Origin of the sequence: Kribbella steppae (assembly GCF_004342025.1) — a bacterium.
Taxonomy (GTDB): Bacteria; Actinomycetota; Actinomycetes; order Propionibacteriales; family Kribbellaceae; genus Kribbella; species Kribbella steppae.
This window is the reverse complement of sequence record NZ_SLWN01000003.1, coordinates 716,591-742,268: the sequence shown is the minus strand read 5'-3', so window position 1 is coordinate 742,268 and position 25,678 is coordinate 716,591. Positions and strand designations below refer to the sequence as shown.

20 protein-coding genes are annotated in these 25,678 nt (G+C 68.0%); 9 read left to right on the top strand and 11 right to left on the bottom strand.

The features are described 5' to 3' along the window. The coding region (locus tag EV652_RS45000) for a transposase family protein (protein WP_242001703.1) at positions 1–335 on the bottom strand (335 nt) is incomplete at its 3' end. Between the two features lie 465 nt (positions 336–800). Continuing rightward, positions 801–1,481: a TetR/AcrR family transcriptional regulator gene (locus EV652_RS12130; protein ID WP_132209138.1), complete on the bottom strand. Its 681-nt coding sequence runs from the start codon at positions 1,479–1,481 to the stop codon at positions 801–803. A 72-nt stretch (positions 1,482–1,553) separates the two neighbouring features. Here EV652_RS12130 and EV652_RS12125 point away from each other — a divergent pair, with 72 nt between their 5' ends. From EV652_RS12125 to EV652_RS12105, 5 genes are all read left to right on the top strand, one after another. Then, a complete protein-coding gene (locus EV652_RS12125) occupies positions 1,554–4,271 on the top strand; it encodes a winged helix-turn-helix domain-containing protein (protein WP_132209137.1) in 2,718 nt (905 codons plus the stop codon). A gap of 144 nt (positions 4,272–4,415) precedes the next feature. Then, complete coding sequence (locus tag EV652_RS12120) at positions 4,416–5,105, top strand: hypothetical protein (RefSeq protein WP_132209136.1); 690 nt, start codon at positions 4,416–4,418, stop codon at positions 5,103–5,105. After that, positions 5,102–5,809 carry a DUF2306 domain-containing protein gene (locus EV652_RS12115; RefSeq protein WP_132209135.1) on the top strand — a complete coding sequence of 236 codons (708 nt, stop codon included), beginning with the start codon at positions 5,102–5,104 and terminating at the stop codon, positions 5,807–5,809. Before EV652_RS12120 ends, EV652_RS12115 begins: the two co-directional genes overlap by 4 nt. Before the next feature lie 26 nt (positions 5,810–5,835). Further along, positions 5,836–6,060 (top strand): DUF8691 family protein, encoded by a 225-nt coding sequence (locus EV652_RS12110; protein WP_132209134.1) that lies wholly within the window; start codon positions 5,836–5,838, stop codon positions 6,058–6,060. Between the two features lie 419 nt (positions 6,061–6,479). Next, a complete protein-coding gene (locus EV652_RS12105; protein WP_132209133.1) occupies positions 6,480–7,343 on the top strand; it encodes a peptidylprolyl isomerase in 864 nt (287 codons plus the stop codon). A 99-nt stretch (positions 7,344–7,442) separates the two neighbouring features. Here the strand turns inward: EV652_RS12105 and EV652_RS12100 are convergent, their stop codons facing one another. From EV652_RS12100 to EV652_RS12090, 3 genes are all read right to left on the bottom strand, one after another. Continuing rightward, positions 7,443–8,594 (bottom strand): glycoside hydrolase family 76 protein, encoded by a 1,152-nt coding sequence (locus EV652_RS12100; protein WP_132209132.1) that lies wholly within the window; start codon positions 8,592–8,594, stop codon positions 7,443–7,445. A gap of 78 nt (positions 8,595–8,672) precedes the next feature. Beyond that, positions 8,673–9,893, bottom strand: a complete 1,221-nt coding sequence (locus EV652_RS12095; protein ID WP_132209131.1) for a SpoIID/LytB domain-containing protein — start codon at positions 9,891–9,893, stop codon at positions 8,673–8,675. Beyond that, complete coding sequence (locus EV652_RS12090; RefSeq protein WP_132209130.1) at positions 9,890–11,467, bottom strand: N-acetylmuramoyl-L-alanine amidase; 1,578 nt, start codon at positions 11,465–11,467, stop codon at positions 9,890–9,892. Before EV652_RS12090 ends, EV652_RS12095 begins: the two co-directional genes overlap by 4 nt. Before the next feature lie 177 nt (positions 11,468–11,644). Here EV652_RS12090 and EV652_RS12085 point away from each other — a divergent pair, with 177 nt between their 5' ends. Beyond that, complete coding sequence (locus tag EV652_RS12085) at positions 11,645–12,484, top strand: hypothetical protein (protein WP_132209129.1); 840 nt, start codon at positions 11,645–11,647, stop codon at positions 12,482–12,484. Between the two features lie 1,014 nt (positions 12,485–13,498). Here EV652_RS12085 and EV652_RS12075 read toward each other — a convergent pair. Then, on the bottom strand, positions 13,499–17,602 hold the full coding sequence (locus EV652_RS12075) for a S8 family serine peptidase (RefSeq protein WP_132209128.1): 4,104 nt from the start codon (positions 17,600–17,602) through the stop codon (positions 13,499–13,501). Between the two features lie 311 nt (positions 17,603–17,913). Between EV652_RS12075 and EV652_RS12070 the strand changes: the two genes are divergently transcribed. Then, positions 17,914–18,243, top strand: coding sequence for a hydrogenase maturation nickel metallochaperone HypA/HybF (locus EV652_RS12070; RefSeq protein WP_132209127.1), 330 nt, complete (start codon positions 17,914–17,916; stop codon positions 18,241–18,243). 1 nt (position 18,244) lies between these two features. After that, the gene (gene hypB / locus EV652_RS12065; protein WP_132209126.1) at positions 18,245–19,051 is read left to right on the top strand and encodes a hydrogenase nickel incorporation protein HypB; all 807 of its coding nucleotides are present in this window, start codon (positions 18,245–18,247) and stop codon (positions 19,049–19,051) included. Here hypB and hypE read toward each other — a convergent pair. Genes hypE through EV652_RS12040 form a run of 5 tightly spaced genes read right to left on the bottom strand, consistent with a single transcriptional unit; the run spans position 19,048 to position 24,429 of the window. After that, entirely contained in the window at positions 19,048–20,139 is a 1,092-nt protein-coding gene (hypE, locus tag EV652_RS12060) for a hydrogenase expression/formation protein HypE (RefSeq protein ID WP_305000202.1), read from the bottom strand. The two genes, hypB and hypE, sit on opposite strands and share 4 nt — an antisense overlap. Further along, entirely contained in the window at positions 20,132–21,256 is a 1,125-nt protein-coding gene (hypD, locus tag EV652_RS12055) for a hydrogenase formation protein HypD (protein WP_132209125.1), read from the bottom strand. Before hypD ends, hypE begins: the two co-directional genes overlap by 8 nt. Then, on the bottom strand, positions 21,253–21,573 hold the full coding sequence (locus EV652_RS12050) for a HypC/HybG/HupF family hydrogenase formation chaperone (protein WP_132209124.1): 321 nt from the start codon (positions 21,571–21,573) through the stop codon (positions 21,253–21,255). The genes hypD and EV652_RS12050 overlap by 4 nt, the downstream gene beginning before the upstream one ends. A 28-nt stretch (positions 21,574–21,601) precedes the next feature. Then, a complete protein-coding gene (gene hypF / locus EV652_RS12045) occupies positions 21,602–23,926 on the bottom strand; it encodes a carbamoyltransferase HypF (protein WP_199238127.1) in 2,325 nt (774 codons plus the stop codon). 38 nt (positions 23,927–23,964) lie between these two features. Then, complete coding sequence (locus tag EV652_RS12040) at positions 23,965–24,429, bottom strand: helix-turn-helix domain-containing protein (RefSeq protein WP_132209122.1); 465 nt, start codon at positions 24,427–24,429, stop codon at positions 23,965–23,967. Positions 24,430–24,606: 177 nt separating this feature from the next. Here EV652_RS12040 and EV652_RS12035 point away from each other — a divergent pair, with 177 nt between their 5' ends. Further along, positions 24,607–25,677 (top strand): NADH-quinone oxidoreductase subunit B family protein, encoded by a 1,071-nt coding sequence (locus tag EV652_RS12035; RefSeq protein ID WP_199238126.1) that lies wholly within the window; start codon positions 24,607–24,609, stop codon positions 25,675–25,677. Position 25,678 lies beyond the last annotated feature (1 nt).

The following is a 25,678-nucleotide window of genomic DNA, read 5'->3' as shown; positions in this document are numbered from 1 at the left end:
ACCTGGTCATCGAACATGCGGGTATGCCCCGCGTCGTGCCGGGCCCACGGGACATGAGCGACCACCACCCCGTGGTCGGGGCAGGTCACCCGCACCGAATCGGCCTCCACAAACACCCGCACCGTGCCCAGATCCAGCCCCCGCCACCGCCGCCGCCCGCCACGGCCCTGGTCATACCCCGAGCAGTGACGCCGGCACCGCCCACACCGCCCCCGCTGCCGGGCCACCGGCCGCACGGACACCACCACAACTAGCTCGTCCTCGTCGAACCAGACGTCCTCGACGACCGTCTGCTCGACCCCCAAAACCGCACGCCATAAGCTGTCCGCACGCACGCCGTTCTCCTGACCACCAGGTTCCTGTTCCTCGACAGCTCAGAAACCTAGACAGGGAACGGCGTGCGCCACTCAAGGCGCGCTCAAATCACCCACACATGCGTCAGGAGAGCCGGTTAACCCCTCGGGTTGTGGGTTGCCTACTGAGAATCTCGGGGGGCAACCCACAACCTCGGGGGTTAACCCCTGAAATCGCGGGCTCGCCGGTCGGTCAGTGGGATGCGGCGATGCTCAGCCGCTTCGGCGGCGGGTGTCTAGCTGCGCTCGGTGGCGGGTGTTCGCCGCCGCCGGTGGCGGCTGAATTGCGGCTTCGGGCGGCGGGCGTTGGTCAGCTTCAGCGGCCAGCTGTTGGTGCGCATTTGAGGGGTTAACCCCCCAAATGGTGGGTTGCCCCCTCGCATACAGAGTGGACAACCCCCAACCTCGGGGGTTAACCCCTGAGATTGGGGGTTATCCGCCGGTGGGTCAGCGGGGTGGGGTGAGGCGGGATTGGAGGCCGTCGAGGATGGTTTGGAGGCCGAAGTCGAAGGTGCTGTCGGGGGCGGCGCCGTACTCCTCCGCGGCGGTGGTGGCCAGGCGTTTGCGGAGGTTCGGGTAGTCCATCGCTACCTCCTTCGCCTTAGTCATGGTGTCGTCCAGTACCTGGTCGGCGTCGCGTCCGGAGCGGCTCAACCGCCGGCTCAGCGAGACCTGCGCGGCCGACCCGAGGGTGCTTCCGGCGACGTAGATGAACACTGTGGCGGCGGCCCGATCCGCATCCGCGGGAGCGAATCCGGCCTGCTCGTAGAGTTCCAGGCTGCGGTCGTCGTACTGCGCCTTGCCCGGCCCGTACATCAGGTGACTCCCCAACGCCTGACCGAACCACGGATGCCGCGTCAGCATCTCGTGCAATCCGGTGGCCATCGCTGTCGCGGCGTCCCGCCACTCGGTGCCGTCGAGATCCGGTAGCTCGATCTCCGTCCAGATCGCGTCCCCCGCGAGCCGGACCAACTCGTCCTTGGTCTTGATATGCCAGTAGATCGCCGTCGCGGCGGACTCGAGTCTGTTGCCCAAGGCCCGCATATTCAGCCCGTCCAGGCCTTCCTCGTCCAGCAGGGTGATGGCGGCACTGACGATCTGCTCGGCAGTCAACGTATCCCTCGGCATACCCGACAGCTTAGTTGAACTAAGTTCAGCCAGCGCATGGGCGTCAACCGACTGGGGACCTATGATCCGTACGTGTCGACTCCGGTGCTCGCCACCAAGTTGTTCCCGCCGGCCAGGCGGTCCGAACTGGTCGCGCGCCCACGACTTGCCGACCGGTTGGACAGCACCCTGAGCCGCGGTCACCGGCTCACCCTCGTCTCCGCGCCGGCCGGCTTCGGCAAGACCACGCTCCTCAGCGACTGGGCGGCGAGCCAAGAGCGAGTGGGATGGCTGTCTCTCGACGAAGGCGACAACGCGCTGCCGCGTTTCTTGGCACACCTGTGGGCAGCGCTGGCCGGTGCCGGTCTCGACCTGGATCCAGCCGCGCTGGAGGCCGCGCCCACGTCCGCTGCACTGACCACGCTCGTCAACGAACTCGTCCGCGCCGGGCAGCAGAGGCCCGGCCCCGATTGGCTGCTCGTGCTCGACGACTACCACGTGATCGAAGCGCCTGAGGTGCACGAGGCGATGACCTTCCTGCTCGACCACGGGCCGGATCAGCTGCACCTACTGGTGGCGACGCGCTCGGATCCGCCGCTACCGCTCTCACGGCTGCGGAGTCGCGGGCAATTGACGGAGGTCCGGGCCGCGGATCTGCGCTTCGCGCCGGCCGAGGCGATGGAGTTCCTCAACGAGATGATGGGCCTGCACCTCACCGAGGGCGACGTGCAGGCGCTGGAGGAACGGACCGAGGGCTGGATCGCCGGTCTCCAGTTGGCGGCGCTCTCGCTGCGCGATGTTTCGGACCGCGGCGACGTTGCCGAGTTCATCGGGGCCTTCGCGGGCAGCAACCGCTTCGTCATCGACTACTTGGTGGACGAGGTCCTTGCCCGCCAAGGTGCGGAAGTGCGGGACTTTCTGCTGCGGACCGCAATCCTCTACCGGCTGACCGGTCCCTTGTGCGACGCAGTCACCGGCGGGTCGTACGGCGGCCAGGTGCTGGCGGAGCTGGACCGCGGCAACGTGTTCTTGGTCCCGCTGGACGCTGAGCGTTCCTGGTACCGGTACCACCACCTGTTCGGCGATGTCCTTCGCGCTCGTCTGATGGCCGAGTACCCAGAGCAGGTCCCGGCCCTGCATCAGGCGGCAAGCGATTGGCACGCATCGCACCAGCTCGTCGCGGACGCCGTACGACATTCACTCGCCGCAGGTGACTACGACCGCGCCGCTTATCTGATGGAAGAGGCGTTGCCGGACATGCGCCGTACTCGGCAAGACAGCGTGATGCTGGGTTGGACGCGGTCGCTGCCAGACACCGTGGTGAGGCGGAGCCCGGTCCTCAACATCCTGTCCGGATGGTCGCTGATGCTGGCCGGCGACCTGGACGGGATGGAGCGGCGGCTCGATGATGCCGAGGCGGCCATGGCTGCCGGTGCTCATGACAAGGCGCTCGCTGCAACGTGGGCTGACACCGAGGACCTGCGCACTGCACCAGCGACCTTGTGGGTCTACCGCGCGGCGCTGGCGCAAGCGCGCGGCGACATCCCAGCCGTCGTGCGCCATGCCCGGCGCGCGCTGGATCTCGCCGGCGCCGACGACCACTTCGTGCGAGGGGCCGCGGGCGGGTTCCTCGGTCTGGCTGCGTGGGCGAGCGGTGACGTCCAGGAGGCCTTGTCGACGTTCTCGGAGGCGGTTCGCAGCCTGCACGCGGCGGGGAACTTGGTCGACGAGCTGGACAGCACCGTGGTGCTCGGCGACATGTGGATCAGCGCGGGTCGCCTCCACCGGGCCCGCCGTCTGTACGAGCGGGCCCTCGAGACGGCGACCGCGGCAGGCGAGCCGTACCCGCGGGCCACCGCCGACCTGCACGTGGGACTGGCCGAGCGAGACCGCGAGCTGGACGACCTCGTCAGCGCAGAGGAACATCTCGCAACCGCAAGGGTGCTCGGCGAGCACGGCTCGATCACCGAGAACCGGCACCGCTGGTACGTCGCCATGGCGCAGGTCCGCGTTGCGACGGGTGATCACGCCATGGCCAAGCAGTTGCTCGCCCAGGCCGAGGACCTGTACCGGCCAGGCTCCTACCCCGACCTTCGCCCGCTCGCCGCCATGCGAGCCCGCGTGGACATCGCAGCAGGAGACCTCACCGCCGCCGAGGAGTGGGCGGACAGCCACGATGTCACCTCGGACGATGACGCGTCGTTTCTGCGCGAGTACGAGCACCTCACCCTCGTGCGGCTCCTGCTCGCCCGCCACCGTGAGTCCCGCGCAGACGACGCGGGCAAGGTGCTGGCGCTGCTGGATCGGCTCCACGCCGACGCCAACGGGACGCGCGCCGGCAGCCTGCTGGAGATCGGCATGCTGCGAGCCCTCACCCATCACGCGCGCGAGCACCAATTGGAGGCTCTCGCCGAGCTGAACCAAGCACTGGCCGCGGCACCCGAACCGGACGGCTACGCGCGCCTGTTCCTGGACGAAGGCGCCCCGATGCTTGCCCTGCTGCACGACGCGGCTTTCCGGCCGGACGGCGAGTACGACGTACTGCGCCAGCATGCTCGTCGACTCCTCGACACCACCCCCAGCGCTGCACCAACCGCGCCCGACCACGGTTCTCAGGCCGGCCCACTCAGTGAACGGGAGCTCGAAGTACTGCGACTCCTCGACAGCGAGCTCACCGGCCCCGAGATCGCCCGTCACCTCTTCGTCTCGCTGAATACCCTGCGCACCCACACCAAGCGCATCTTCACCAAGCTCGACGTCAACACCCGCGCCGCCGCCATCCGCCGCGGCCATGAGCTCGGCCTGCTGTAGCTGTCCGAGCCGGCCACGCATCACGCCGTACGGACGTAGTCACATCGTCAGTCACCACATCTGGTGACGCCCGGTCCCCACATCGCGCCGTACGTTCCGAACATCCCGCGGCACTCGCCACGGACCACGGAACAGGAGCCGGACATGACCATCACACCCACCACCCTCACCCGGGCCGCCGGCGCCGCCGCAGTGGCTGCGGGCCTGATCTTCATCGGCGTCCAGATCGGCCACCCCCACCTGGACGCCACCACGATCACCACGACCGAAGTGGTACTGCGGGGTTCGCTGAAGGTGCTGATGGCCGTACTGGCGCTGGTAGGCATCGCCGGCATGTACCTGAGCCAGGTCCGCCGGAACGGACTGCTCGGACTGATCGGTTATGTGGTGCTCAGCGTCGGCTACCTCAGCATCATGTGCACCACCTTCGTCGCCGCGTTCGTACTGCCCGCCATCGCCGACACCAACCCCGGCTTCGTGAACGACGTCGCCGCCGTGGCCACCAACGGCAGCGCCATCGGTGACATCGGGGCGCTGCAGACCGTCAATTCGGTCCAGGGCTTCGGCTACCTGGCCGGCGGCCTCATCTTCGGCATCGCGCTCTACCGGGCCCGCGTTCTGACCCGCTGGGCGACCGTGCTCCTCGCTGCCGGTGGCGCCGTCTCCATCCTGCTCACCGTGCTGCCGGACGCCTTCTACCGGCTGCTGGCCTTCCCGACCGGTATCGCGATGATCGCCCTCGGCTACTCGCTCTGGCGCACGGCCCGCAGGGACAGCACGCCTCAGCCGGCCGAGGTTCGCAGCCGGCCAGTGACGACAGCGGGTGCGGAATGACCCAGTACGCCGCCCCTCGTACCCGGTCGGCGCCGCAGCGCCGGCCGGGCTCCCCGGATGGATCGAGCTGGCGGGTCCCAACCGCACTGCTGGCGCTCATGATCATCCCGCTCATCGCCGGGTCGCTCCGGCTCCTCGAGATCGCCGGTGGGCCGCAGGTGTTGCCCACCAACCCGCGCATCGACGCCTCACCGGCCCCGCTCGTCCTGCACGTCGCCGCCGCCGCGGTGTACGCCGTCCTCGGCGCATTCCAGTTCTCCGCCCGGGTACGCCGCGGGCATCGCGCCTGGCACCGCCGGGCCGGCCGGGTGCTCATCGGAGCCGGCCTGGTCGTCGCCGGCACCGGGCTCTGGATGACCCTGTTCTACCCCGGTGCACCCGGCGGTGACCTGCTGTGGACCGCGCGGCTGGTCGCCGGCTCAGCGATCGCAACCAGCATCGTCCTCGGGTTCACCGCCATCCGACGCCGCGATATCGCCGCCCACCGCGCCTGGATGATCCGCGCCTACGCCCTGGCCGTGGCGGCCGGCACCCAGGTGTTCACCCAAGGCATCGGCGAGGGCATCTTCGGGACGACCGAGCTGAGCACCGGCCTGTCGGTCAGCTCCGCTTGGGTGGTCAACGCTGTCGTCGCCGAATGGGCCATCCGTCGCCCCGGAGTCCGCCGGGCACGGCGAGCACGAGCCGCGGCAGCAGGCACCTGATCATGACTACCGGCCCCCATGCCCCCATGGGCTACGAACTCCGTATCGAGGGACACCTCGACGAGCACTGGTCGACCTGGTTCGACGGCCTCGCCCTCACCCTCGAGGGCGACGGCACCACCACCCTCCGCGGCGTCGTGACGGACCAGTCGGAGCTCCACGGCCTGCTGGCCAAGGTCCGAGACCTCGGCGTCACCCTCATCTCGGTCACTCCCATCAACTCCGATCACCAGCAACAGCACCGTCGGTAGACCTTCAGTCCGAACTGCATGCTCACCGCCCCGTCCGGCCCGAACAGGAGAAGACCATGCCCGTCACCACACCTGCGACGCTCAGCCGAGCCGCCGACGGCACCATCACCGGCATAGACCTAGCCGGCCGCCTCTTCACCCGGACCACCACCTGACCACCTTGTGCACCATTCGATCGCCCCACCCGGCGCGTCGTGACCGAGCCGTGCACAAAGATGCTCCCGTGGAGCCGCCGAAGCCACGCGGCCGCCCCGTACTGGTCGCCCCGAGCCTGGCACCCCTACCTCGACGACGACTACCTCCGCTGGAACCTGGTCGAATTGGACCCGCAACCGCCGGCAGAAGCCGTCGATTAACAGACAGTTCTCAGGTTGAGGCTGTAGGTTCCCTGCAGGCATTTCGGTGAGGAGGGTTTCTGCATGTCCAAGAAGACCCATCAGCAGCAGCTGGCGGCGCGGAAGGCGAAACGGCAGGCCGAGCGGGTTGCCGAGCAGCGACGGCAGCGGCGGAACCTGGGGATCAGCATCACCGCGATCGCCGCGGTGGTCGTGGTGGTGGTCGGGGTCTTCGTGGTGGTCGGGAACAACGGTGACGAATCGCCGGCGTCCTCGCCGACCGAGCTGCCGTCGTCGGCCGGTCCGGACAGCAAGCCGAAGAGCATCCCGACCGCGCTCGCGGCGGCGCCGAAGCGGCCGACCGCGCTGCCTGCCGAGGTGACCTGCACGTACAAGAAGAGCACCGAGGCGGCCAGCAAGAAGGTGAACCTGCCGGCCGACGGCAAGACCAAGGCGTCCGGTACGTCGAAGGTCAGCCTGAACACCTCGATCGGCGATCTCAAGCTGACCCTGGACAGCTCGCTGGCACCGTGCACGGTGAAGAACTTCCTCAGCCTGGTCGGGCAGAAGTTCTACGACAACACGAAGTGCCACCGGCTGACCGTCGGCGAGGGCCTGCAGGTACTGCAGTGCGGCGACCCGACCGGCACCAGCGGTGGCGGACCCGGGTACAGCTTCGCGGACGAGGTCTACCCGACGCTGAAGTACGGCCGCGGCATCCTGGCGATGGCGAACTCGGGCCCGAACACGAACGGCAGCCAGTTCTTCATCGTGTACGGCGACGCGTCCGGACTCGGCCCGGACTTCACCGCGTTCGGCACGATCGACGAGCCCAGCCTGAAGCTGCTCGACAAGGTCGCCGAAGCCGGCGTCGTCCCCCAGAACGGGCCCACCGATGGTGCGCCTGTCACTCCGGTGAACATCAAGACTGCCACCGCAGCAGCCTGAGCAGAAGCACGCCCGGCCGCTCCCAGTGGGAACGGCCGGGCGTGTTGTTGGTAGGGCCCGCTCTTCCCATCCGCAGGGGTGGGATGAGCGGGTGCCGGGTCAGGCCAGGAGCCCGTACTTGGAGCGGGGCCAGGCTAGGAGGGCCTCGATTTGGGCTATGCCGGCTTGCTCGAGCAGCTGCACCGGGCCGTCGACGAAGTGGTAGAGGCCGGTCGCCGGGTCGCGGGCCTCGTTCCAGGCACGGTCGGCGTACGCCTGCATGGTCTGCTTGTAGCGGTGGTCGGGGGCGACCGAGTCGAGGATCAGCAGGTTCTTGAACCAGATCGAGTTGAACCGGGTCGGCTGCTTCCACAGCCGGTCGTCCTCACCGTAGAAGGCGAGTGACGCGTTCGCCACCGACTTGGCGTCGTTGAGGTACTGCCGGTCACCCGTTGCCTTGTACAACAAAACGCCGGCACCGAGCATCACACCCTGGTTGTAGCTCCACTGCGTCTTCTCGATCGTGCCGGCCAGGTCGATGTGATCCCAGTACAGCCCGTTCGGCGCGAGCATGCAGTCCTGGGTCCACTCGTACATCCGCTGCGCCCAGGTCAGATACGACTTGTTCTTGGTCAGCAGGTACAGATGCGCGCCGAGCTCCGCACCCGGCCCGTTCGACACCGTGTTGCGGTCCTGGCTCCACGGCGCTTGCGTCCAGTAGACCCCGCCTGCGCACGGGTGTGCCGGATCCGTGTCCCAGCCGAACACCACCAGGTCGAAGATCTCCTTGGCCCGGGCCAGCGCCGCACGGTCACCGGTCCGCTTGTAGTGCTGGATCAGGTGCAGCCCGATCCACTCGTTGTCGTCGTAGAACTTGTCGCCACCCTGACCCAGCGGCGGGCGCACGTACGAGTCGTACCCCTTCGGCGTCGTGCCCGCGTTCCAGTACGGCTCGTACGCCGCGATCCGGCGGTCGGCCTCCTTCGACGCCGTGATCCCGGCGCCCGGGATACCGGCCAGGTTCTCAGCCGCGATCGCCGCCTGCGAGTACGGCCAGACGTAGGCGTAGGGGTTCTCGTGGGTGTTCGGGTACTCCTCGAGCAGGAGGTTCTGCCCCGCATCGAAGTACTTGTTCAGCGCCTCGTACGACGCTTCGGCACGGGCCGCCGGGCTGGTCACGGCATCAGCCGCGGTCAGGTGCAGAGACCCGAGTACGGCGACCGACAGCACACCGGCCGCGATCCTGGTTGATATACCAAATTTCCTGCGCATCGACCTTGCTCCTCCTGGGCGGTGGCGGTTGACATCGATGTCACGTTCTAACCGGCACAGGGGAATCTCGTCAATGCCTCAGCGACCGACGGTTTGATCAGATCCAGTTGGCATATCAAGCGGACTGGGTACGAACGCGATCCAGGACGAGCGCAGATGCAGCCGGCCGCGCAGCTGGTCACCGGTCAGCACCCGCCGGCCCTTCGACCCGACCGCCTCCACCGTGAACGCCCGGCCGCCACTCGGCCCGACGCCGCTCCGCTTGAGCACCCGCAGGCTGCGGATCGACCCGACGTCGAACGCGGCCTGCATCTCAGCCGCCGTTCGCGTCACGGTCCAAGTCACGTTCGGATTCCCGTTGCCGGGGTATGCATCCCAACCGTCGGCCTTCATCACCTGATACGGCACCGACCCGGTCGCCGTCGCCCCGCCGTTCGACGAGGAGAACTCGGCGATGATCGGCTTGCCCTTGTACTGCCGGATCTGTCCCGCAGTGGCTGCGATCGCGGTGTTGGTCGACGCCTTCTCCGAGTCGTAGCCGCCGTACACCTGACACGAGATGGTGTCGCACAGGTCGTACGCGCGCCGTGTCGCCCGGTTCCGGTGGAAGACGGAATAGGTGCGTGCGGCAACAGCCTGGGCCTGTAGAGCCGCCGGACGCCAAGTGGACAAGGCTTCCCGCGGTACGACGCCGCGCAGGTAGTACTCCAGCGACACGACGTTGACCGTGTCCAGATGAGCACCTGATACGTCGACGGCCCGGAGTGCACCGCGATAGCGGCGTACCGCTCCACTGGGCAGGATCAGGCCGGTCACCGCCGCGCCCTCGAACTGCGTCATACCGGTGAACGTCTTCCACAGCGTCCACTTCCGGGTCTTCGCGTCGAACGAGCTCACCTTGGTGCCGTGGTCGCCGTACGGGTCGATCGACCACTGGTTCCTGGTCGATGCCTTGGGCAACGTGTAGACCTTGGCGGTCTTCAGGTCGTGGAGCTTCAGACGGTTCACCGTGCCGACCCGGATGCCGTCGGTGGTGTCCGCGGTGATCCGGACCCGGATGCTCCCGGTCGCCTTGCCGATCGACGTACCGGGGTAGTAGAAGTCGAGGATCTGCCGCACCGACTTACCGGCGATCGCCGCGCCTTGAGCGCCGTACTGCGACATCCCCCGGCCGTGGCCGAAACCGCGACCGCTGATGGTGGTGTCCGGCGCGGCGGTCGGCTCGATCTGACGGGCCTCGGCGGTCGCGCTGATCAACGTGGAGGTGAGGACGACGGCCGCGATCGCACGCTTCTTCATGACGTACTCCGGTACTGGACGTAGACCTTGCCGCGATGCTCGTTGTAGGTCAGCCAGCCGCGCTGGTACTTCTGCCGCAGCCCGCCCTTCACCGTGTACATGTCCGTGATCGGCAGGCCGAGCCGCGATCGCTCCGCGCCCAGAGCGGCGTACTTGCGGTAGATCAGGCCGGCCACCGGACGGGTGCCGATCGACTTCGACCAGTAGAGCGCGCCGTTGCGGAACGGCTGCACCTTCACACCGCCCGCGCTGTTCCGGTATTCACCGGTGGGCAGGCCGAGGATGGTGTCGGGCCTGAGCCGGCGGTACCGCGCCCGGAACACACCGACGGTCGAATGGGTGCCAGTGGCAACGGAGTAGAACACGTCGCGAGCGGCGAAGTACGTCGCCCAGCCGGTCTTCGTCCGGTGCTCACCCCAGAACGGCTGGCCCACGCTGCGGAAGCCGATGCGTTTCGCAAAACGATAGATCGGAGTGGAGACACTGCCGCCGATCAGCACGTTGATCCGTTGCTTCAGCCAGCCGAGCTTCTTGTACAACTGGTTGCCCGGACACGCCGTCGCCTTGGTGTCGCGGTGCCCGGAGACGGTGTGCAGCCGACTGCCGTCGAACACGATCGTCGCCAGCGGCGACCGGTAGTTCGCGTCCATCTTCCACGCGATCACCCGGGCCGTCTTCTCCAGCATCGCCTGCGTCGGCGCCGCCTTCTCGAAGTTGCCGATCAGCGCGACGCCGAACGAGTTCGCGTTGAACGCGCCGGTGTGCGCGCCGAGCACGGGCAGTTGCGCACCGCCGTACCGCCCCTCGAAGGCGCGGCCGAAACGGTCGACCAGGAAGTTGTACCCGAGGTCGCACCAGCCGCGGCTCTTCACGTGATACGTGTACATCGCGCGCACCATCGCCGGGACCTGCGTGCGGGTGTAGTCGTTGCGATCGGCGGTGTGGTGGACGAAGGCGGCCTGCACGGTCGTCGTGTACTTCGGTCGTGCACAAGCCTTGCCGTTGTGGCTGCGCAGCCGTTCGTCCGCACCCCACGCCTTACGGCTCACCATCGCCGGCATCGGGTACGGCGCCCTGGTCGCCTCAGGCTCGACACTCTGCACGGTCGGTTCGTCGGCGTCCGTGGCCAGCACACCTGGCTGGATCAGGACCGCCTTCGCGTCGCCGACCGTCGTACCGTCAAGAGTCACCGCACTGGCCTGCACTCCGGTCGCATCGCCGACCCACAGCGGCTCCGTGCCGGACCGTTCCGTTCCTTCGGGAACTGCCGGATCCGGCCCGTGCTCGTCCTCGATCCGCAGCGGCTCCCAGTCGCTCCATTGCCCGGCGCGCTGGACCCGGACCTTCGCCTGAACCCCCGTCACGCCGCTCGGCCAGGTGATCCCGACCATCGTGAACGGTTTCGTCTCCGCCGCCACCGACGGACCGTCGAGCGCGAGTTCCTGGTACGACGCCTCGACCGGGGCCGGCTGTGGTGTAGTGGGAGGGACAGACTGGCGATCCGGCAGGACCTGCGGAGCGGCGAGGGCGAGACCCGTCACCGCGAGCGTCACGAGTCGGGAGGTCTTGCTCATGGCACTGCCTTCCGGCGGAGGTACGACGGTCGCTGGGCGGCGGTAATCGATTATGCGCGCTGAGTGATCGCTTTCGGGGGATTACGGTCACCCTGCGTGGCGCCATTCGGTTGAGCGATTGGATAGGCTCGGCATAAAGCCCTGCGAAACCAGCCCTAGAGGCAGAAGAGGCCCGTCATGGAACTCATCCTGATCATCGCGCTCGTGGTGATCGCTGTTCTGGCATACCGGTCGTACCGGCGGACCCAGCTGCAGAGCCGTAAGCAGCACGAGATCACCGCCGCTGAGCTCGAGTCGGTGAAGCGCACCGCCGACGAAGACATCACCAGGTTCGGTGAGGAACTGCAGGACCTGGATCTGGACATGGTCGGCAAGGACCTCGGTGACGGGGCCCGGCAGGACTACCAGCGCGCCCTGGACTCCTACGAGTCGGCCAAGGAAGCGGTCGGCAAGGTCACCCAGGCCGAGGAGATCAAGCATGTGATCGAGATCCTCGAGGACGGCCGCTACGCGGCGGCGTGTGTGCGCGCCCGGGTGAACGGCGAGCCGCTGCCGCAGCGCCGTCCGTCCTGTTTCTTCAACCCGCAGCACGGCCCGTCCGTCGAGGACGTGAGCTGGGCGCCGCCGGGTGGCGCGCCGCGTGAGGTGCCGGCCTGCGCGGCCGACGCCGAGCGGGTCCGCGCCGGCGCCGAGCCGGATGTCCGCAAGGTCATGGTCGGCCCGCAGCGAGTTCCGTACTGGGAGGCCGGCCCGGCCTACTCGCCGTACGCGCAGGGCATGTTCGGCGCCCTCGGCGGTGTGATGACCGGCATGTTCCTCGGCACCATGCTCGGCGGCATGTTCGCCGGCGGTGGGTACGGCGACTACGCGGCCGGCTCCGAAGGCGGCGGCGATGGCGGCGGTGACGGTGGTGGCGACGGCGGCGGTGACGGCGGTGGCGACTTCGGCGGAGACTTCGGCGGCGGCGACTCCGGCGGCTGGGACTTCGGCGGGGGCGACTTCGGCGGAGACTTCTGACCCGACCTACAACGAGCCCCGGCGACCGCAACGGTCGCCGGGGCTCGTTCCTTCTGCGGGCCTACTCGCCGAACAACGGCGCGTTGCCTTCGGCGGTGTTGAGGTAGTAGACGGGGTCCTTGTAGGTGCCCGGGACCTTGCCGAGGCCCTTGATCACCGTCGCGGGTGCCGTTGGCGTGCCCCACGGCGTACAGGTAGGCCGAGCCGGTGTCCTTGTCGATCGCGGTCAGCAGGGTGCTCTGCGCGCCGCGCTTCTCCGCGACGAGGTGCTCGAAGCTGCCCCAGGTGGACGCCCGGACCACCTTGACGACCGGCTTCATCGGGGTCGTGACCGGGATGCGGATCGTGTACAGAGCGCCGCCGCGGGTGGTGGCGAGGAAGGTGTCGTACGTCGCGGTCTCGCTGATCAGCGTCATCGTCTTCACCGAACTGAAGCCGGGGTACGAGCTGACCTTCGAGAAGCCGTTCGACCAGCGGAACAACACCCCGTCGTTGCGCAGGCCGTACTTGGTGGACCGGTTGGTGGTGCCCCAGTAGAACGACTCCTCGAACGCGGTGAACTTGTCCCAGCCGCCACCGATGCGCTTCACCGTGTTGATCGGCCGGCTGTCTGTGCCCTCGCCGTACTGCGCGAAGTACAGCGACGAACCCAGCACGACGTAGGCCGAGTCGTAGTAACCGACCGGGTTGAGGACCGTGTAGGTCCAGGTCGAGCTGATCCGGGCGAGACCTGGGGTGAACATGTGCCTGCCGGTCCTGTGCTCGGCGGTCGGCGGGGTCGAGGCGGTGATGCTCGTGTGAGCGAGGTCACCGCCGCTCGTGATGGAGCCGGGGTTGATCCCGCAGGCGGCGGTCGTCGACGCGACCGCCGTACCGCCGGGACCTGTTGCCAGCGCTCCCAGCAGTACGGCGGATGCGGCGACGGCGGCGGCTCGTTTCACGCTCATATCGGAAAGTCCTTTCGGAGGGTCTTCACGAAGAGCTTGATACGGCCTGGGCCGGAAAAGTTGTCTCCTATCTGGTGATCTTGATCGGGACGGACAGGGCGGCGGGGGCCGTGGTCGGGCCGAGGAGCAGCTCGCCGTTGTAGGTCTGGCCGGGCGTCATCGCCTTGGTGTAGTCGACATGCAGGCTGACCTGGGTGCCGGCCGGAACCGGGCCGGTGGGCAGGCCGCTCACGGTCAGGTCGTTCCCCTGGACCGCGTTCACGTTCAGCGCGAAGGACGGCGTACCGGCGACGGAGTATCCGTGCACCCAGATCTGGTAGTTGCCGTCCGGCGGGTTGACCAGGTCGACCGATTCGTTCGCCGTACCGCCGGCCGACGAGGCGACGATCTCGGACGAGGAGAAGACGCCGTCGTTGTTGGCGTCCCGGACCACGTACAGGTCCAGATCGTTGCTGTCGAGCGCCGTACTCACACTCAGCCGGGATGCGTGCGACAGCGTCAGGTTCCGCTTCACACTCGCCGTCGACGGGTCGTCCGGGTTGTCCTGGTGCGCCACCTCGGTCGTCGTACTCGGCTGGCTGAGACCGAACGCGGCCGCCTTCAGCCCGTCCAGCGGCACACTCGACTCGAACTTGACGTCAAACCCACCGGTGTCGCCGGTCGCGGTCTGTACGACGGACGACGGTGAGACGGACGCACTACCCAACTGCACCTTGAACGGGGTGTCGAACTTGTCGCCCTGCCAGCTGACCTGGTGCAACGCGACCGCCTGCAGCCCTTCCTGTGCCGGCGCCGTCACCACGTCGGCCGGGCCGCCGGTCGCCGTGTCGAACCGCCAGACACCCGCACGCACGTTGGTGTTCGGGCTCTTCCCGACCGTGTCGAGGGTGTACGGCGCCCCGAACACGGAGTCGGGTTCGAGCTGGAAGTGGTTCACCGACCGGCCCATGATCAACGTGTCGATATCGGTGTACGGACCCGAGTCCTCCCAACTCGTGTTGGCCAGGAACTTCGTGCCGTCCGCCGGTGTCTTCGGTACGTCGAGGTAGAAGAACCGCCAGTCGCCGGACTCGGCCCGCCAGGTCCAGTCGTTCGCACCGAACACCGACCCATTGTTGTAGGTGTAATTCTTCTGCGCCTTCGCGACATCGTCACCGCCGAAGGTGATCGCCCCGGTGATCTTGCCGCTCGCGTCCTGCGTCGCCTTCGCCGCGACGGCGACCGACACGGGCACCACCATCGAGTCCGAACCCCGGGTCAGCACGACGGCACCGGAGTACATCCCGTACGGCGTACTGCTCGGCACCTTGATCGACGCGGTGAACGAGCCCTTCGCGACCTTCGGCGTACTGACCCACTTCCAGTCGCTGTTCTTGTACCAGTCGATCGAGATCGTGAAGTTGGTGACCGGGATGGAGGTGTTCTTGGCCGAGTGCTGCAGGCCGAGGAACAGTCCGTCCGCCATCCGCTTGGCCGGGTCGGCGACGTACGACTGCAGGGCGTTAGCGCCGGCCCGGTGGTACATGAACCGGCTGTACTCGCCCTGCTGCATCTCCGACTTGGCGAAGTCCAGGTCGAGGAAGCCGTCGATATTCGAGCTGGTCGTCTTGTCGGTGTGGTTGACGACGCCGTTGTGGTTCGTGTCCGTCCACAACTTGCCGTCGTGGTTGACGTCGGTCCAGTCGTAAGTGAGCAGCCGCCAGCCCTGGTCCTCGGTCAGGTTGTTGTCACCGTCGAACTCCGACCGTGGGTACTCGAGTTTGACCACCATCAGGTCGGCGTCGCGATGCTGTTTGACCTGTTTGGTGAGGTCCATCAGGTAGTCGGGTGCGTTGAAGTTCGACGTACTCTCTTTGCTCAGATCCTTGCTGTTGAAGGAGAACGTGGTGTTGTCGGTCCGGACCAGTTGCCGATCGCTGACCTGCCAGGCGCCTGGACCCTGGATGGTGAACTTCTGGGAGTCGGTCGCACCGGGCGAGATGATATTGGCGAACACCGGGTACTCCGTACCGCGGTAGTCACCGACCCGCCACTGCGACGGCGTCACGACAGCACGCTGGCCGGCCGCACTCGCCACTGCCTTGCCGGCGTCGATCGAACCGGAGCCCTGGACGTTGGCGTCGTACCCGAGATCCTTCGCGGACGACTTCAGGATGTCCTTCGCGGTCTTGTAGAAGCCGGCCGGTAGCTGCCCGCCATGCGCCTTCTCGTAGGCCTGGTAGACCAGCGCCGTCGCGCCGGCCGCGACCGGGGTGGACCGGCTGGTGCCGCCCCAGCTGACCCAGGCGTTCCGGCCGTCGAGCACGGTGTTCAGGGTCGCGTCACCGGGCGCATAGGCGCCGTCGGCAACGACATCGACGCCGTTGGTGGCGTTCGCCCCGAAGCCGCGGTTGGACCAGACCATCACGTCGTTGTCGGTGATCTGGCTGGTCCGCACGATCGAGTCCCAGCCGGTGCCGCCGAACTGGGTCGACGCGCCGACCTCGATCCCGGCGGTGGGTGCCGCGGAGCCCGTCGTACCGAAGCCGGGGGCACCGTTGCCGGTGGAGAACAGCGGGGTTGTCTTGTAGCCGTCGTGGATGACGTCGGCTTCCTGGCTGGCCGCGTCCCAGCCGTCGTTGTCGACGGCGGACTGCCCGTAGGAGTTGGAGGTGATGTCAACACCCTGCCGGGTGGACAGCAGATACCCGAACTGGGTGGAGAAGTCGAAGCCGAGGTAGATGTCGCCGAACGGCGCCAGCTTGGCATGCGGAGCACCACCGAGTACGGCGCCCGCGTACTTGCCGCCCGGGATGTCCTTGAACGTCGGCGCCTTCCCATTGATGACGGCCTGGCCGACGATGTTCGACGCGGTCAGGGTGCCGTGGCCCTCGATCGCCGGGTCATAGTCACCGGTCCACGCCAGCAGCTGGCCGGAGCCGTACGACGTGTCGCTCACACCGAACGCGTCCAGACCCCCCGGGATCGGGGTCTTGCCGTCGGAGACGTAATACAGCAGGCCGCCGGACAGGTCGGTGTAGCCGTCGCCGTTCATGTCCCGGTACGACGCCGGAGAGGTCTTGGTGACCGGCTTCTCGTCCGCGAACGAGTGGTCGTCGTCCAGGTCGACGTACACGGTGTCGTAGACGCCGGCCGTGTGCGGGTCGGTCACCAGGAATGCGGGTCGCTCGCCGTACAGCTGCAGCAGGTGGTCGTCGGGGTGGCTGCCGAGCATGACCTTGCCGGACTTGCTCCACGCCGACGGGAAGTCGTACGTGTGCTGGTTCGTGCCGTCCGGTGCGCTGAAGTTGCGCGACGGTCCTGTCCTCGTGGCGAAGTCGACGTCACACGAAGCACCCGTGCGACTGCACGTCGCCGCAGTGGTCTTGGTGTACCAGGACAGGCCCTGGTCGATCTGCGCCGGTGCGGACAGCCACTGCAGGGTGCCGTACGGGTCGAAGGCCTTCGGCCAGCCGTTCCAGCCGGCCTTCGCACCGGTCTGGCCGGTCCAGGTCTGCCAGGTGTTCAGCAGGTCGGGGTGACCGAAGTCGGTACCGCCGTCGAGGACGCCGACGGTCACGCCCTGACCGGTGAAGCCCGCGTTCCAGGCGCCGGTGAAGTTGTGCGACTTGGCGTCCAGCAGGTTCTGGTGCCGGAGCTTGTCGAAGTTCGACGTCCGCAGCGGCGGCGCCTCGTCGTACGGGACCTCGTCGGTCTTGATCTTGGCGACCGCGGCCTGCTGCTCGGCCTTGGTCGGCGGCTGGTGCAGCTCGGGATCGGGGTCGGTCAACGGCTGGCCGGTCTTGCCCAGCTCGACCGGCTGGATGGAGACCACACCCGGTACGGCGGCCAGCTTCGGCAGCGCCTGGACGGGGATCGACCCCAGCACGATGCCGGTGTCGCCGGACTTCGCGACGCGGGCGTTGTCGAGGACCGCACGTGCCTGCGCGGTGTCACCCTGGACGGTCGCGAACACGGCCACCGGGGCGGTCTCGCCCTTCTTGACCTTCGTCTCCAGCTTGGGGTCGAGCTTGGCCAGGACGGCGTCGACGGCGGTCTTGACCTGGGTCGCGCCCTGCGTCGGCGGCGGATCCTCTCCGGTCGCGGCCTGGACCGGCGCCGGCCTCAGGGACGCGACGATCAAGGTGGTCAGGGCAACGAACGCAGCACCGTGCGACAGGCGTCGTCTCATGCTTCCCCTCCGGAGTGGGCGGTCCCCCCGCGGACCGCAGACTGATCATCCGGAGGGTAAGACCCCTTACCGGCCTGGCGACAGCGACCGCACCGGCAGTTTCGCCGCCGCGCCATATGGTTGCCGCAAGCAACGGTAACTATTGGTGACCAATATAAATCGGCAGGCGGTGAGAACCGCGATTTCTGCCCGGAACGACGCCGAACGGACCCGATCACACCGCGTATCCACCCACGCCTTTGCCGACGTGCAGGTTTTCCCGTGTCTTCCGGCCTTGTCGCGTCGCGGCGGCCCGGCCTACCGTCACAGGTGTGCACGAGCTCGCCATCACGGAGAGCGTGGTCGATGCCATCACCGACAAGATCGGCGACGGACCGGTGGCGGCCGTGCGGTTGGAGATCGGCAAGTTGTCCGGTGTGGTCGTCGACTCGATCCGGTTCTGCTTCGAGATCGTGGCCGGCGGCACCGGGCTGGAGGGCGCTCGGCTGGACATCGACGAGCCGTCCGGCCGGGCGTACTGTCGGGAGTGCCGGCGGGAGTTCACGCTCGACGATCCGATCATGTTGTGCGCCTGCGGTAGCGCGGAACTCGACATCCTGTCCGGCCGCGAGCTGAGGATCGTCTCGGTGGAGGTGCGATGACATGTGCAGCACCTGTGGTTGTTCGGGTGAGGACGGCACCACCCGGGTAACGCTGGTCGACGGACCCGAAACAGCCCACGAGCACGACCACCCGTACGAGCACGGCCACGGCCACGGTCATGGACACGAACACGGTCACGGTCACGGTCACGGCCATGAGGCCGGCACGCGGACGGTGCTGCTCGAACAGGACATCCTGGCCAAGAACGACCTGCTGGCCGCCGCCAACCGGCATCGACTGGCCGAGCACGCGGTGACCGCGATCAACCTGATGAGCTCACCCGGCTCGGGCAAGACGACGCTGCTGGAACGCACCGTCCGCGACCTGGCCGGCCACCGCGAGACGCTGGTGATCGAAGGCGATCAGGAAACCTGGCTCGACGCCCAGCGGATCCGCGCGACCGGCAGCAGGGTGGTCCAGATCAACACCGGCGCCGGCTGTCACCTGGACGCCGAGATGCTGGACCGCGGCCTGACCGAGCTCGCCCCGCCGGACGGCTCGCTGGTCTTCGTCGAGAACGTCGGCAACCTGGTCTGCCCGGCCCTGTTCGACCTCGGCGAGGCGGCCCGGGTGGTGATCATCTCGGTCACCGAAGGCGCCGACAAACCGGCCAAGTACCCGTACATGTTCCGCACCGCCGACCTCGTCCTGCTGAACAAGATCGACCTGCTGCCGTACGTCGACTTCGACGTCGACCTCTGCCTCGGCCTGATCCACCAGGTCAAACCGGACGTGGAGATGCTGCCCGTCTCCGCGACCCGCGGCGACGGACTGGACAGCTGGCACGACTGGCTCGCGGCCCGCTAGCAGATTCTCGGCAACTGCTCTCCGATCGGGGTGTCCACCACCCGGGTCGCACCGAAGGCGGTCTTCGTCACCACCATGCCGGGATGGGCCGCCACACACTCACCGATGACGGCCGCGTCCGCGCCCAGCGGATGGGCCCGCATCCCCGCCAGGACGGCGTCCCCGTCCTCCCGGGCCACGATCGCGAGCAGCTTGCCCTCGTTCGCGACGTACAGCGGATCGAGGCCGAGGAACGAGCACGCGTTGGCGACTGCCTCCGGGACCGGGAGCGCGCTCTCGGTCAGTTCGATACCGACCCCGGCCGCCTTGGCGATCTCGTTGAGCGAGGTCGCCACGCCACCGCGGGTCGGATCGCGCAGGACATGCAGGTCGTTGGTCACGGCGAGCATCGCCGCGACCAGACCGTTCAGCGGCGCGCAGTCACTGACCACTTCGGTGCCGAACGAAATCCCTTCGCGCACGCTCATGATCGCGATGCCGTGGACGCCGATCTGACCGCTGACCAGGACGACGTCACCCGGTGCCGCGCGCTGCGGCCGGATGTCGACTCCGGCCGGGACCAGGCCGACGCCCGCGGTGTTGATGTACACGCCGTCGCCGTGGCCCGCATCGACGACCTTCGTGTCGCCGGTCGCGATCGTCACCCCGGCCAGCTCGGCGGCCCCACCGAGGTCCGCAGCGATCCGGCCGACGACGGACAGTTCGACACCTTCCTCGAGGATGAAACCGCAGGACAGATACGCCGCTTGGGCGCCGCTCATCGCAAGGTCGTTGACCGTGCCGTTGACGGCCAGGTGTCCGATGCTTCCGCCGGGGAAGAACAGCGGCTGGACCACGAACGAGTCGGTCGAGAAGGCCAGCCGGGCATCCCCGAGCGTGAACACCGCCGAGTCCGTCAGGCCGCCGAGCACCGGATTGGCGAACGCCGGCACGAAGAGATGCTCGATCAGCTCAGCCGACATCTGACCGCCACCGCCGTGCCCCATCACGACGTTCGGGTGGTCCCGCAGCGGCATCGGACAGGTCCACCCGTCGAAGTCCGGTGGATCCGGCATCGCCGGATCCGGCAACGTCACCTGCTCAGCCACTGGTCGCCACCGCCTCAGCGGGCGCGGGGGTCTGCAGTCGACGGTAGAGGTAGTACGCCGCACAGGCGCCTTCGCTCGACACCATCGTCGCGCCGAGTGGGTTGCGCGGTGTGCAGAGCGTCCCGAACGCCGAACACTCGTGTGGCTTGATCAGCCCCTGCAACACCTCGCCGCTGCGGCACACGGTCGACTCCTGGGTGTCGATGTCGCGCACCTGGAAGCGGTACTCCGCGTCGTACTCCCGATACCGCTCGGACAGCCGCCAGCCGCTCTGCGGGATCATGCCGATCCCCCGCCAGGCCCGGTCGGTGGTCTCGAACACGTCGGCGAGCATCGCCTTGGCGGCCGGGTTGCCCTCGTCCCGGACCGCACGGCGGTAGGCGTTCTCGACCACGTGCTCGCCCTGCTCCAACTGGCTGACCGTGCGCAGGATCCCGGCCAGGATGTCCAGCGGTTCGAACCCGGTGACCACGATCGGTACGCCGTACTTGTCGGCCAGCTCCGGGTATTCCGCCGTACCCATCACGCTGCAGACGTGGCCGGCGGCGAGGAAGCCCTGCACCCGGCAGGACGGCGACTGCATGATCGCCTCGATCGCCGGTGGCACCCGGACGTGCGAGACCAGCAGGCTGAAGTTCGGGATGCCGAGTTTCTTCGCCTGGTAGACGGTCATCGCGTTCGGCGGTGCGGTCGTCTCGAAGCCGATACCGAAGAAGACCACCTGCTTGTCCGGGTTCTCACTTGCCAGCCGGAGCGCGTCCAGCGGCGAGTAGACGACCCGCACGTCACCGCCCTCGCTCTTGACCCGGAACAGGTCCCGGCCGCTGCCGGGCACCCGCAGCATGTCGCCGAAGGAGCAGAAGATCACGTCCGGTTGGGAGGCGATCTCGAGCGCCTTGTCGATCACTTCCAAGGGCGTGACGCAGACCGGGCAGCCCGGTCCGTGGATCATCTCGACACCGTCGGGCAGCAACTGGTCGATCCCGTGCCGCACGATCGTGTGCGTCTGGCCGCCGCAGACCTCCATCATCGCCCACGGTTGCGTCACCGTCGCGTGGATCTGGTCGACCAGCTTCCTGGCCAGGACCGGATCGCTGAACTCGTCGAGGTACTTCATCCCACCGTCTCCTGGTTCCACTCGGTGCCGGGTGGGCGACGCTCGCCGGCCTGTCGTGCGGCCAGGCCCCACTGGTCGCCGAACTCCTCCTCCAGCGCGCCGAGCTTGCGGTACAGCGCGAGCGACTGCATCGCGGACTCCTCGTCCAGCCGCTGCAGCGCGAAGCCGACGTGCACGATGGTGTACTCACCAACCTCCAGGTCGGGCAGGTACTCCAGGCAGACGTCCTTGAGAACACCGCCGAAGTCGACCCGGCCCATCCGGGTACCGTCCTCCTCCCGGATCTCCACGACCTTTCCCGGTACGGCTAGACACATGCTGTTCACTCCTCCCCACTCTGTTGTCCTAGCGCTGGGAGGCCGCGACGGCCAGCTGTCCCAGTGCGAGACCGGCATCCGTCGGCGGCACCCGGCGATGCCGCAGCACGGTGAAGCCGGCCGCGGACAACGCCCTGGTAGTTGCTGATAGCAACACTCGGTTGACGAACACACCGCCGGACAGGGCGACGGTGGACAGGCCTTCGGCGTCGCGGACCCGCTCGGCCACCGACACCATCAGCTCGGCCAACCCCTGATGGAAGCGGGCGCTCACCACGCCCGGCGACACTCCGCTCAGTACATCTCGGACGACGCCGGCCAGCACCGGCGCCGGATCGATCTCCTCCCCCTCGATCGCAAACTCGTACGCACCGAGACCTGCCTCCACCGAGGCCAGCCCCTCCAGCTCGATCGCGGCCTGCGCCTCGTACCCGGCCCGGTGACACACCCCGGCGAGCGACGAGACCGCGTCGAACAGCCGGCCCATGCTGGACGTCGGCGCACACGCGATGTCCCGATCGAGCTGCGTCACCAGCAGGTCGTGCTCCGGACCTGCGCAGGCCAGGTACGACGGCAGCCGCGGATCCCAGCCGATCCCGGCGGCCTTCAAGTGCGACAAGGCCATCCGGCAGGGATTCCGCACCCCCGCGTCACCGCCAGGCAACTGAACGTACTTCAGATGCGCATGACGATCGAACCCGTCGTACCCGGCCAGCAGCACCTCGCCGCCCCACACCGCGCCGTCGTCGCCGTACCCGGTGCCGTCGAAGGCGAAGCCGATCACGCGGTCCCCGTCGTACCGGTGCTCGGCCATGACGGAGGCGAGATGCGCATGATGGTGCTGCACACCGACCACCGGCCGGCCGGCTGCGTTCAGCACCGCCCACTGACGCGAGCGGTACGACGGATGCTTGTCCGTCACCAGCACCTCGGGCCGGACCCCAGTGAGCTGCTCGAGGTGCAGCTCGGCCCCGTCGAAGGCGCGCAGCGTGGCGAGGTCGTCCATGTCCCCGACATGCGCCGACAGCCACGCGTACTGCCCGTCGCCGACGCAGAACGTGTTCTTCAGGTCCCCACCGACCGCCAGCGCCGGCCGGACCGGCCTCGGCAGATCGATCGGGAACGGCGCATACCCACGGGACCGGCGAACCGGCAGCTCGGTCTCGTCCACGATCCGTACGACGGAGTCGTCGCAGGGCACGTGGATCGGCCGGTCGTGGCCGAGCCACGCGTCCGCCAGACCACTCAGCCGGGACCGGGCCGCATGGTCGGAGGTCACGATCGGCTCACCCGACAGGTTGCCGCTCGTCATCACCAGCACGCACGGTCCGGGCTGGTCGAACAGCAACTGGTGCAGCGGTGTGTACGGCAACATCACGCCGAGATCAGGGTTGCCAGGGGCAACGGCTTCGGCGACGGCCGCACCGGCCCGGCGACGGAGCAGCACGATCGGGTGCCGGATTCCGGTCAGTAACTCCTCCTCGGCCGCGTCGACCTCGGCGATCCGCCGGGCCATGTCGAGGTCGGCGGCCATCACGGCGAACGGTTTGTCGCCCCGGTCCTTGCGTTTCCGCAACGTGGTCACGACCGCCTCGTCGGCCGCGTCGCAGACGAGGTGGAAACCACCGAGCCCTTTGACCGCGAGGATCGCGCCGTCGACGAGCAGCCGGTGCGCGGTCGCCAGCGCGTCCTCGTCGTACGCCGTCTCGTGCCCGGGCTGGACCAGGTTCAGCCGGGGCCCGCAGGCGGGACACGCGATCGGCTGGGCGTGGAACCTGCGGTCGGCCGGATCGCTGTACTCGCGGGCGCAGTCCGGACAGAGCGGGAAGTGGGCCATCGTGGTGGCCGGCCGGTCGTACGGCAGGCCGGTGATGATGGTGAACCGCGGGCCGCAGTTGGTGCAACTGATGAACGGATGCCGGTAGCGCCGGTCGGACGGGTCGGCGAACTCGGCCAGGCAGTCCGCGCACGTCGCGACGTCCGGCGAGACCAGGGTCCGGCCTGGTCCGGCGATGGAGTCCAGGATGACGAACTCGGTCCCGCCGAGCGCCGGCACCGGCTGCGGCGTCACCGTCCGCACCACGGCCAGTGGTGGTGCGTCGGTGCGCACGCGGTCCCCGAATGCGGTCACCGCCGCGGCTGATCCCTCGACCTCGGCGACCACCCCGGCGGCGGTATTGCCGACCTGACCGGACAGCCCGAGCTCGCGAGCCAGCGCGTAGACGAACGGACGGAAACCGACGCCCTGAACGACGCCGGTGACCAGCAGCCGGCTGCGTACGCGTTCCGGTTCGTTCGTGATGCGCCCCCCGCCGGGCGAGGTCCAATGACGTAATCCGCGATCTGCGGACAAATCGACACTAAACCCGGCCCGGCGGCCCACACCAGAGATCAGGGGCCGAAGATCTCGTGCACCCGGCGCAGGTCGCGCAGCCGTGGCTCGGTGTCGCCACGCAACCATCGGCTGATGGTCCGGACCGACACCCCGATCCGCTGCGCGGCGGCCTGCTGGGACAGCCCCTGGCCGCGCAGGACACCGTTGAGCCAGTCGGCGAACGGCTCCGCCGCGGGCTGCACCCGGCGTATGCCGGCACCGTGCAGCACTTCGACCTCCACGCCGTCCGGGAAGATCCGCACGGTCACGTCGAACACGCCGTCCTTCGGTCCCGCGGCGGCCAGCAGCGCGGCGGTGATCGCGTTGTAGAGGGCCTGGTTCTCCTCCGCCTCGAGGGTGACCGGTTCGAGCGCCTCGCGAACGAACTGCTCGGCGTCCGGCAACGACCCGGGCCGGGCCGGGAAGGCCTGCGAAACGACGACCACGGGTGAGACGAACACCTCGCGGCCGGGATCATCCATTGGCCAAGATTACCGGTGCAAAGCCGTGGAAAAGCCGCGCCAAATTGTCCTGGAATCCGCGATTCCGGGAATTCCGGACACCGCCATAAATACCTGACACAAGTGTCTGTCGGAGACCGGTTGGGCAGAAGTACGGTCGAAAGATCCGGAGGTCGCTCTGTCCGAGGGAGGCGGGTCGTGTCCACGACACTGGAGCCGGACCAGGCGCAGCAGGAGACCGACGAGGGTGTGGTGCACATCCTCTGGATGAACGGCGGACTGAGCTGCGACGGCGATTCGGTCGCCCTCACCGCGGCCACCCAACCCAGTATCGAGGAGATCGTCCTGGGCGCGTTGCCGGGGCTGCCGCGGATCGCGGTGCACTGGCCGCTGATCGACTTCGAGTGCGGCCCGGAGACCGGCGCCGACAACTTCATCGAGTGGTGGCACAAGGCCGACCGCGGTGAACTCGAGCCGTTCGTGCTGGTGGTCGAGGGCTCGATCCCGAACGAGGCGATCAAGACCGAGGGCTACTGGGCCGCGTTCGGCAACAACCCGGCCACCGGCCAGCCGATGAAGACCTCGGAGTGGCTGGACCGACTGGCCCCGAAAGCGACCGCAGTCGTTGCCGTCGGCACCTGTGCGACGTACGGCGGGATCCACGCGATGGCCGGCAACCCGACCGGCGCGATGGGTGTACCGGACTACCTCGGCTGGAGCTGGAAGTCCAAGGCCGGCCTGCCGATCGTCTGCGTACCGGGCTGCCCGATCCACCCCGACAACCTGTCCGAGACCCTCGTCTACCTGCTGTACCAGGTGGCCGGCCAGGCCCCGATGATCCCGCTCGACGCCGAACTGCGACCGCAATGGCTGTTCGGCCGGACGGTGCACGAGGGCTGCGACCGGGCCGGCTACTACGAGCAGGGTGACTTCGCCAAGGAGTACGGCTCGCCCAAGTGCCTGGTGAAACTGGGCTGCTGGGGCCCGGTGGTGAACTGCAACGTGCCCAAACGCGGGTGGATCAACGGCGTCGGCGGCTGCCCGAACGTGGGCGGGATCTGTATCGCCTGCACGATGCCCGGCTTCCCGGACAAGTTCATGCCGTTCATGGACGAACCGCCGGGCAGCAAGATCTCCACCACCGCGAGCATGGTCTACGGCACCGTGATCCGGCGGCTGCGCAAGATCACCCAGAACACGAGCAACAAGGAACCCAAGTGGCGGCGCAAGGGCTCCGACCTCGCCACCGGCTACGAGAAGGTGTGGTAGG

Excerpts from the sequence above, each read along its gene's own strand:
- EV652_RS12095 (WP_132209131.1), bottom strand. The coding sequence starts at position 9,893 with ATGAAGAAGCGTGCGATCGCGGCCGTCGTCCTCACCTCCACGTTGATC.
- EV652_RS12105 (WP_132209133.1), top strand. The coding sequence starts at position 6,480 with ATGTCCAAGAAGACCCATCAGCAGCAGCTGGCGGCGCGGAAGGCGAAA.
- EV652_RS12120 (WP_132209136.1), top strand. The coding sequence starts at position 4,416 with ATGACCATCACACCCACCACCCTCACCCGGGCCGCCGGCGCCGCCGCA.
- EV652_RS12130 (WP_132209138.1), bottom strand. The coding sequence starts at position 1,481 with ATGCCGAGGGATACGTTGACTGCCGAGCAGATCGTCAGTGCCGCCATC.
- EV652_RS12050 (WP_132209124.1), bottom strand. The coding sequence starts at position 21,573 with ATGTGTCTAGCCGTACCGGGAAAGGTCGTGGAGATCCGGGAGGAGGAC.
- hypB (WP_132209126.1), top strand. The coding sequence starts at position 18,245 with ATGTGCAGCACCTGTGGTTGTTCGGGTGAGGACGGCACCACCCGGGTA.
- EV652_RS12090 (WP_132209130.1), bottom strand. The coding sequence starts at position 11,467 with ATGAGCAAGACCTCCCGACTCGTGACGCTCGCGGTGACGGGTCTCGCC.
- EV652_RS12085 (WP_132209129.1), top strand. The coding sequence starts at position 11,645 with ATGGAACTCATCCTGATCATCGCGCTCGTGGTGATCGCTGTTCTGGCA.
- EV652_RS12100 (WP_132209132.1), bottom strand. The coding sequence starts at position 8,594 with ATGCGCAGGAAATTTGGTATATCAACCAGGATCGCGGCCGGTGTGCTG.
- EV652_RS12075 (WP_132209128.1), bottom strand. The coding sequence starts at position 17,602 with ATGAGACGACGCCTGTCGCACGGTGCTGCGTTCGTTGCCCTGACCACC.
- EV652_RS12115 (WP_132209135.1), top strand. The coding sequence starts at position 5,102 with ATGACCCAGTACGCCGCCCCTCGTACCCGGTCGGCGCCGCAGCGCCGG.
- EV652_RS12040 (WP_132209122.1), bottom strand. The coding sequence starts at position 24,429 with ATGGATGATCCCGGCCGCGAGGTGTTCGTCTCACCCGTGGTCGTCGTT.
- EV652_RS12110 (WP_132209134.1), top strand. The coding sequence starts at position 5,836 with ATGGGCTACGAACTCCGTATCGAGGGACACCTCGACGAGCACTGGTCG.
- hypD (WP_132209125.1), bottom strand. The coding sequence starts at position 21,256 with ATGAAGTACCTCGACGAGTTCAGCGATCCGGTCCTGGCCAGGAAGCTG.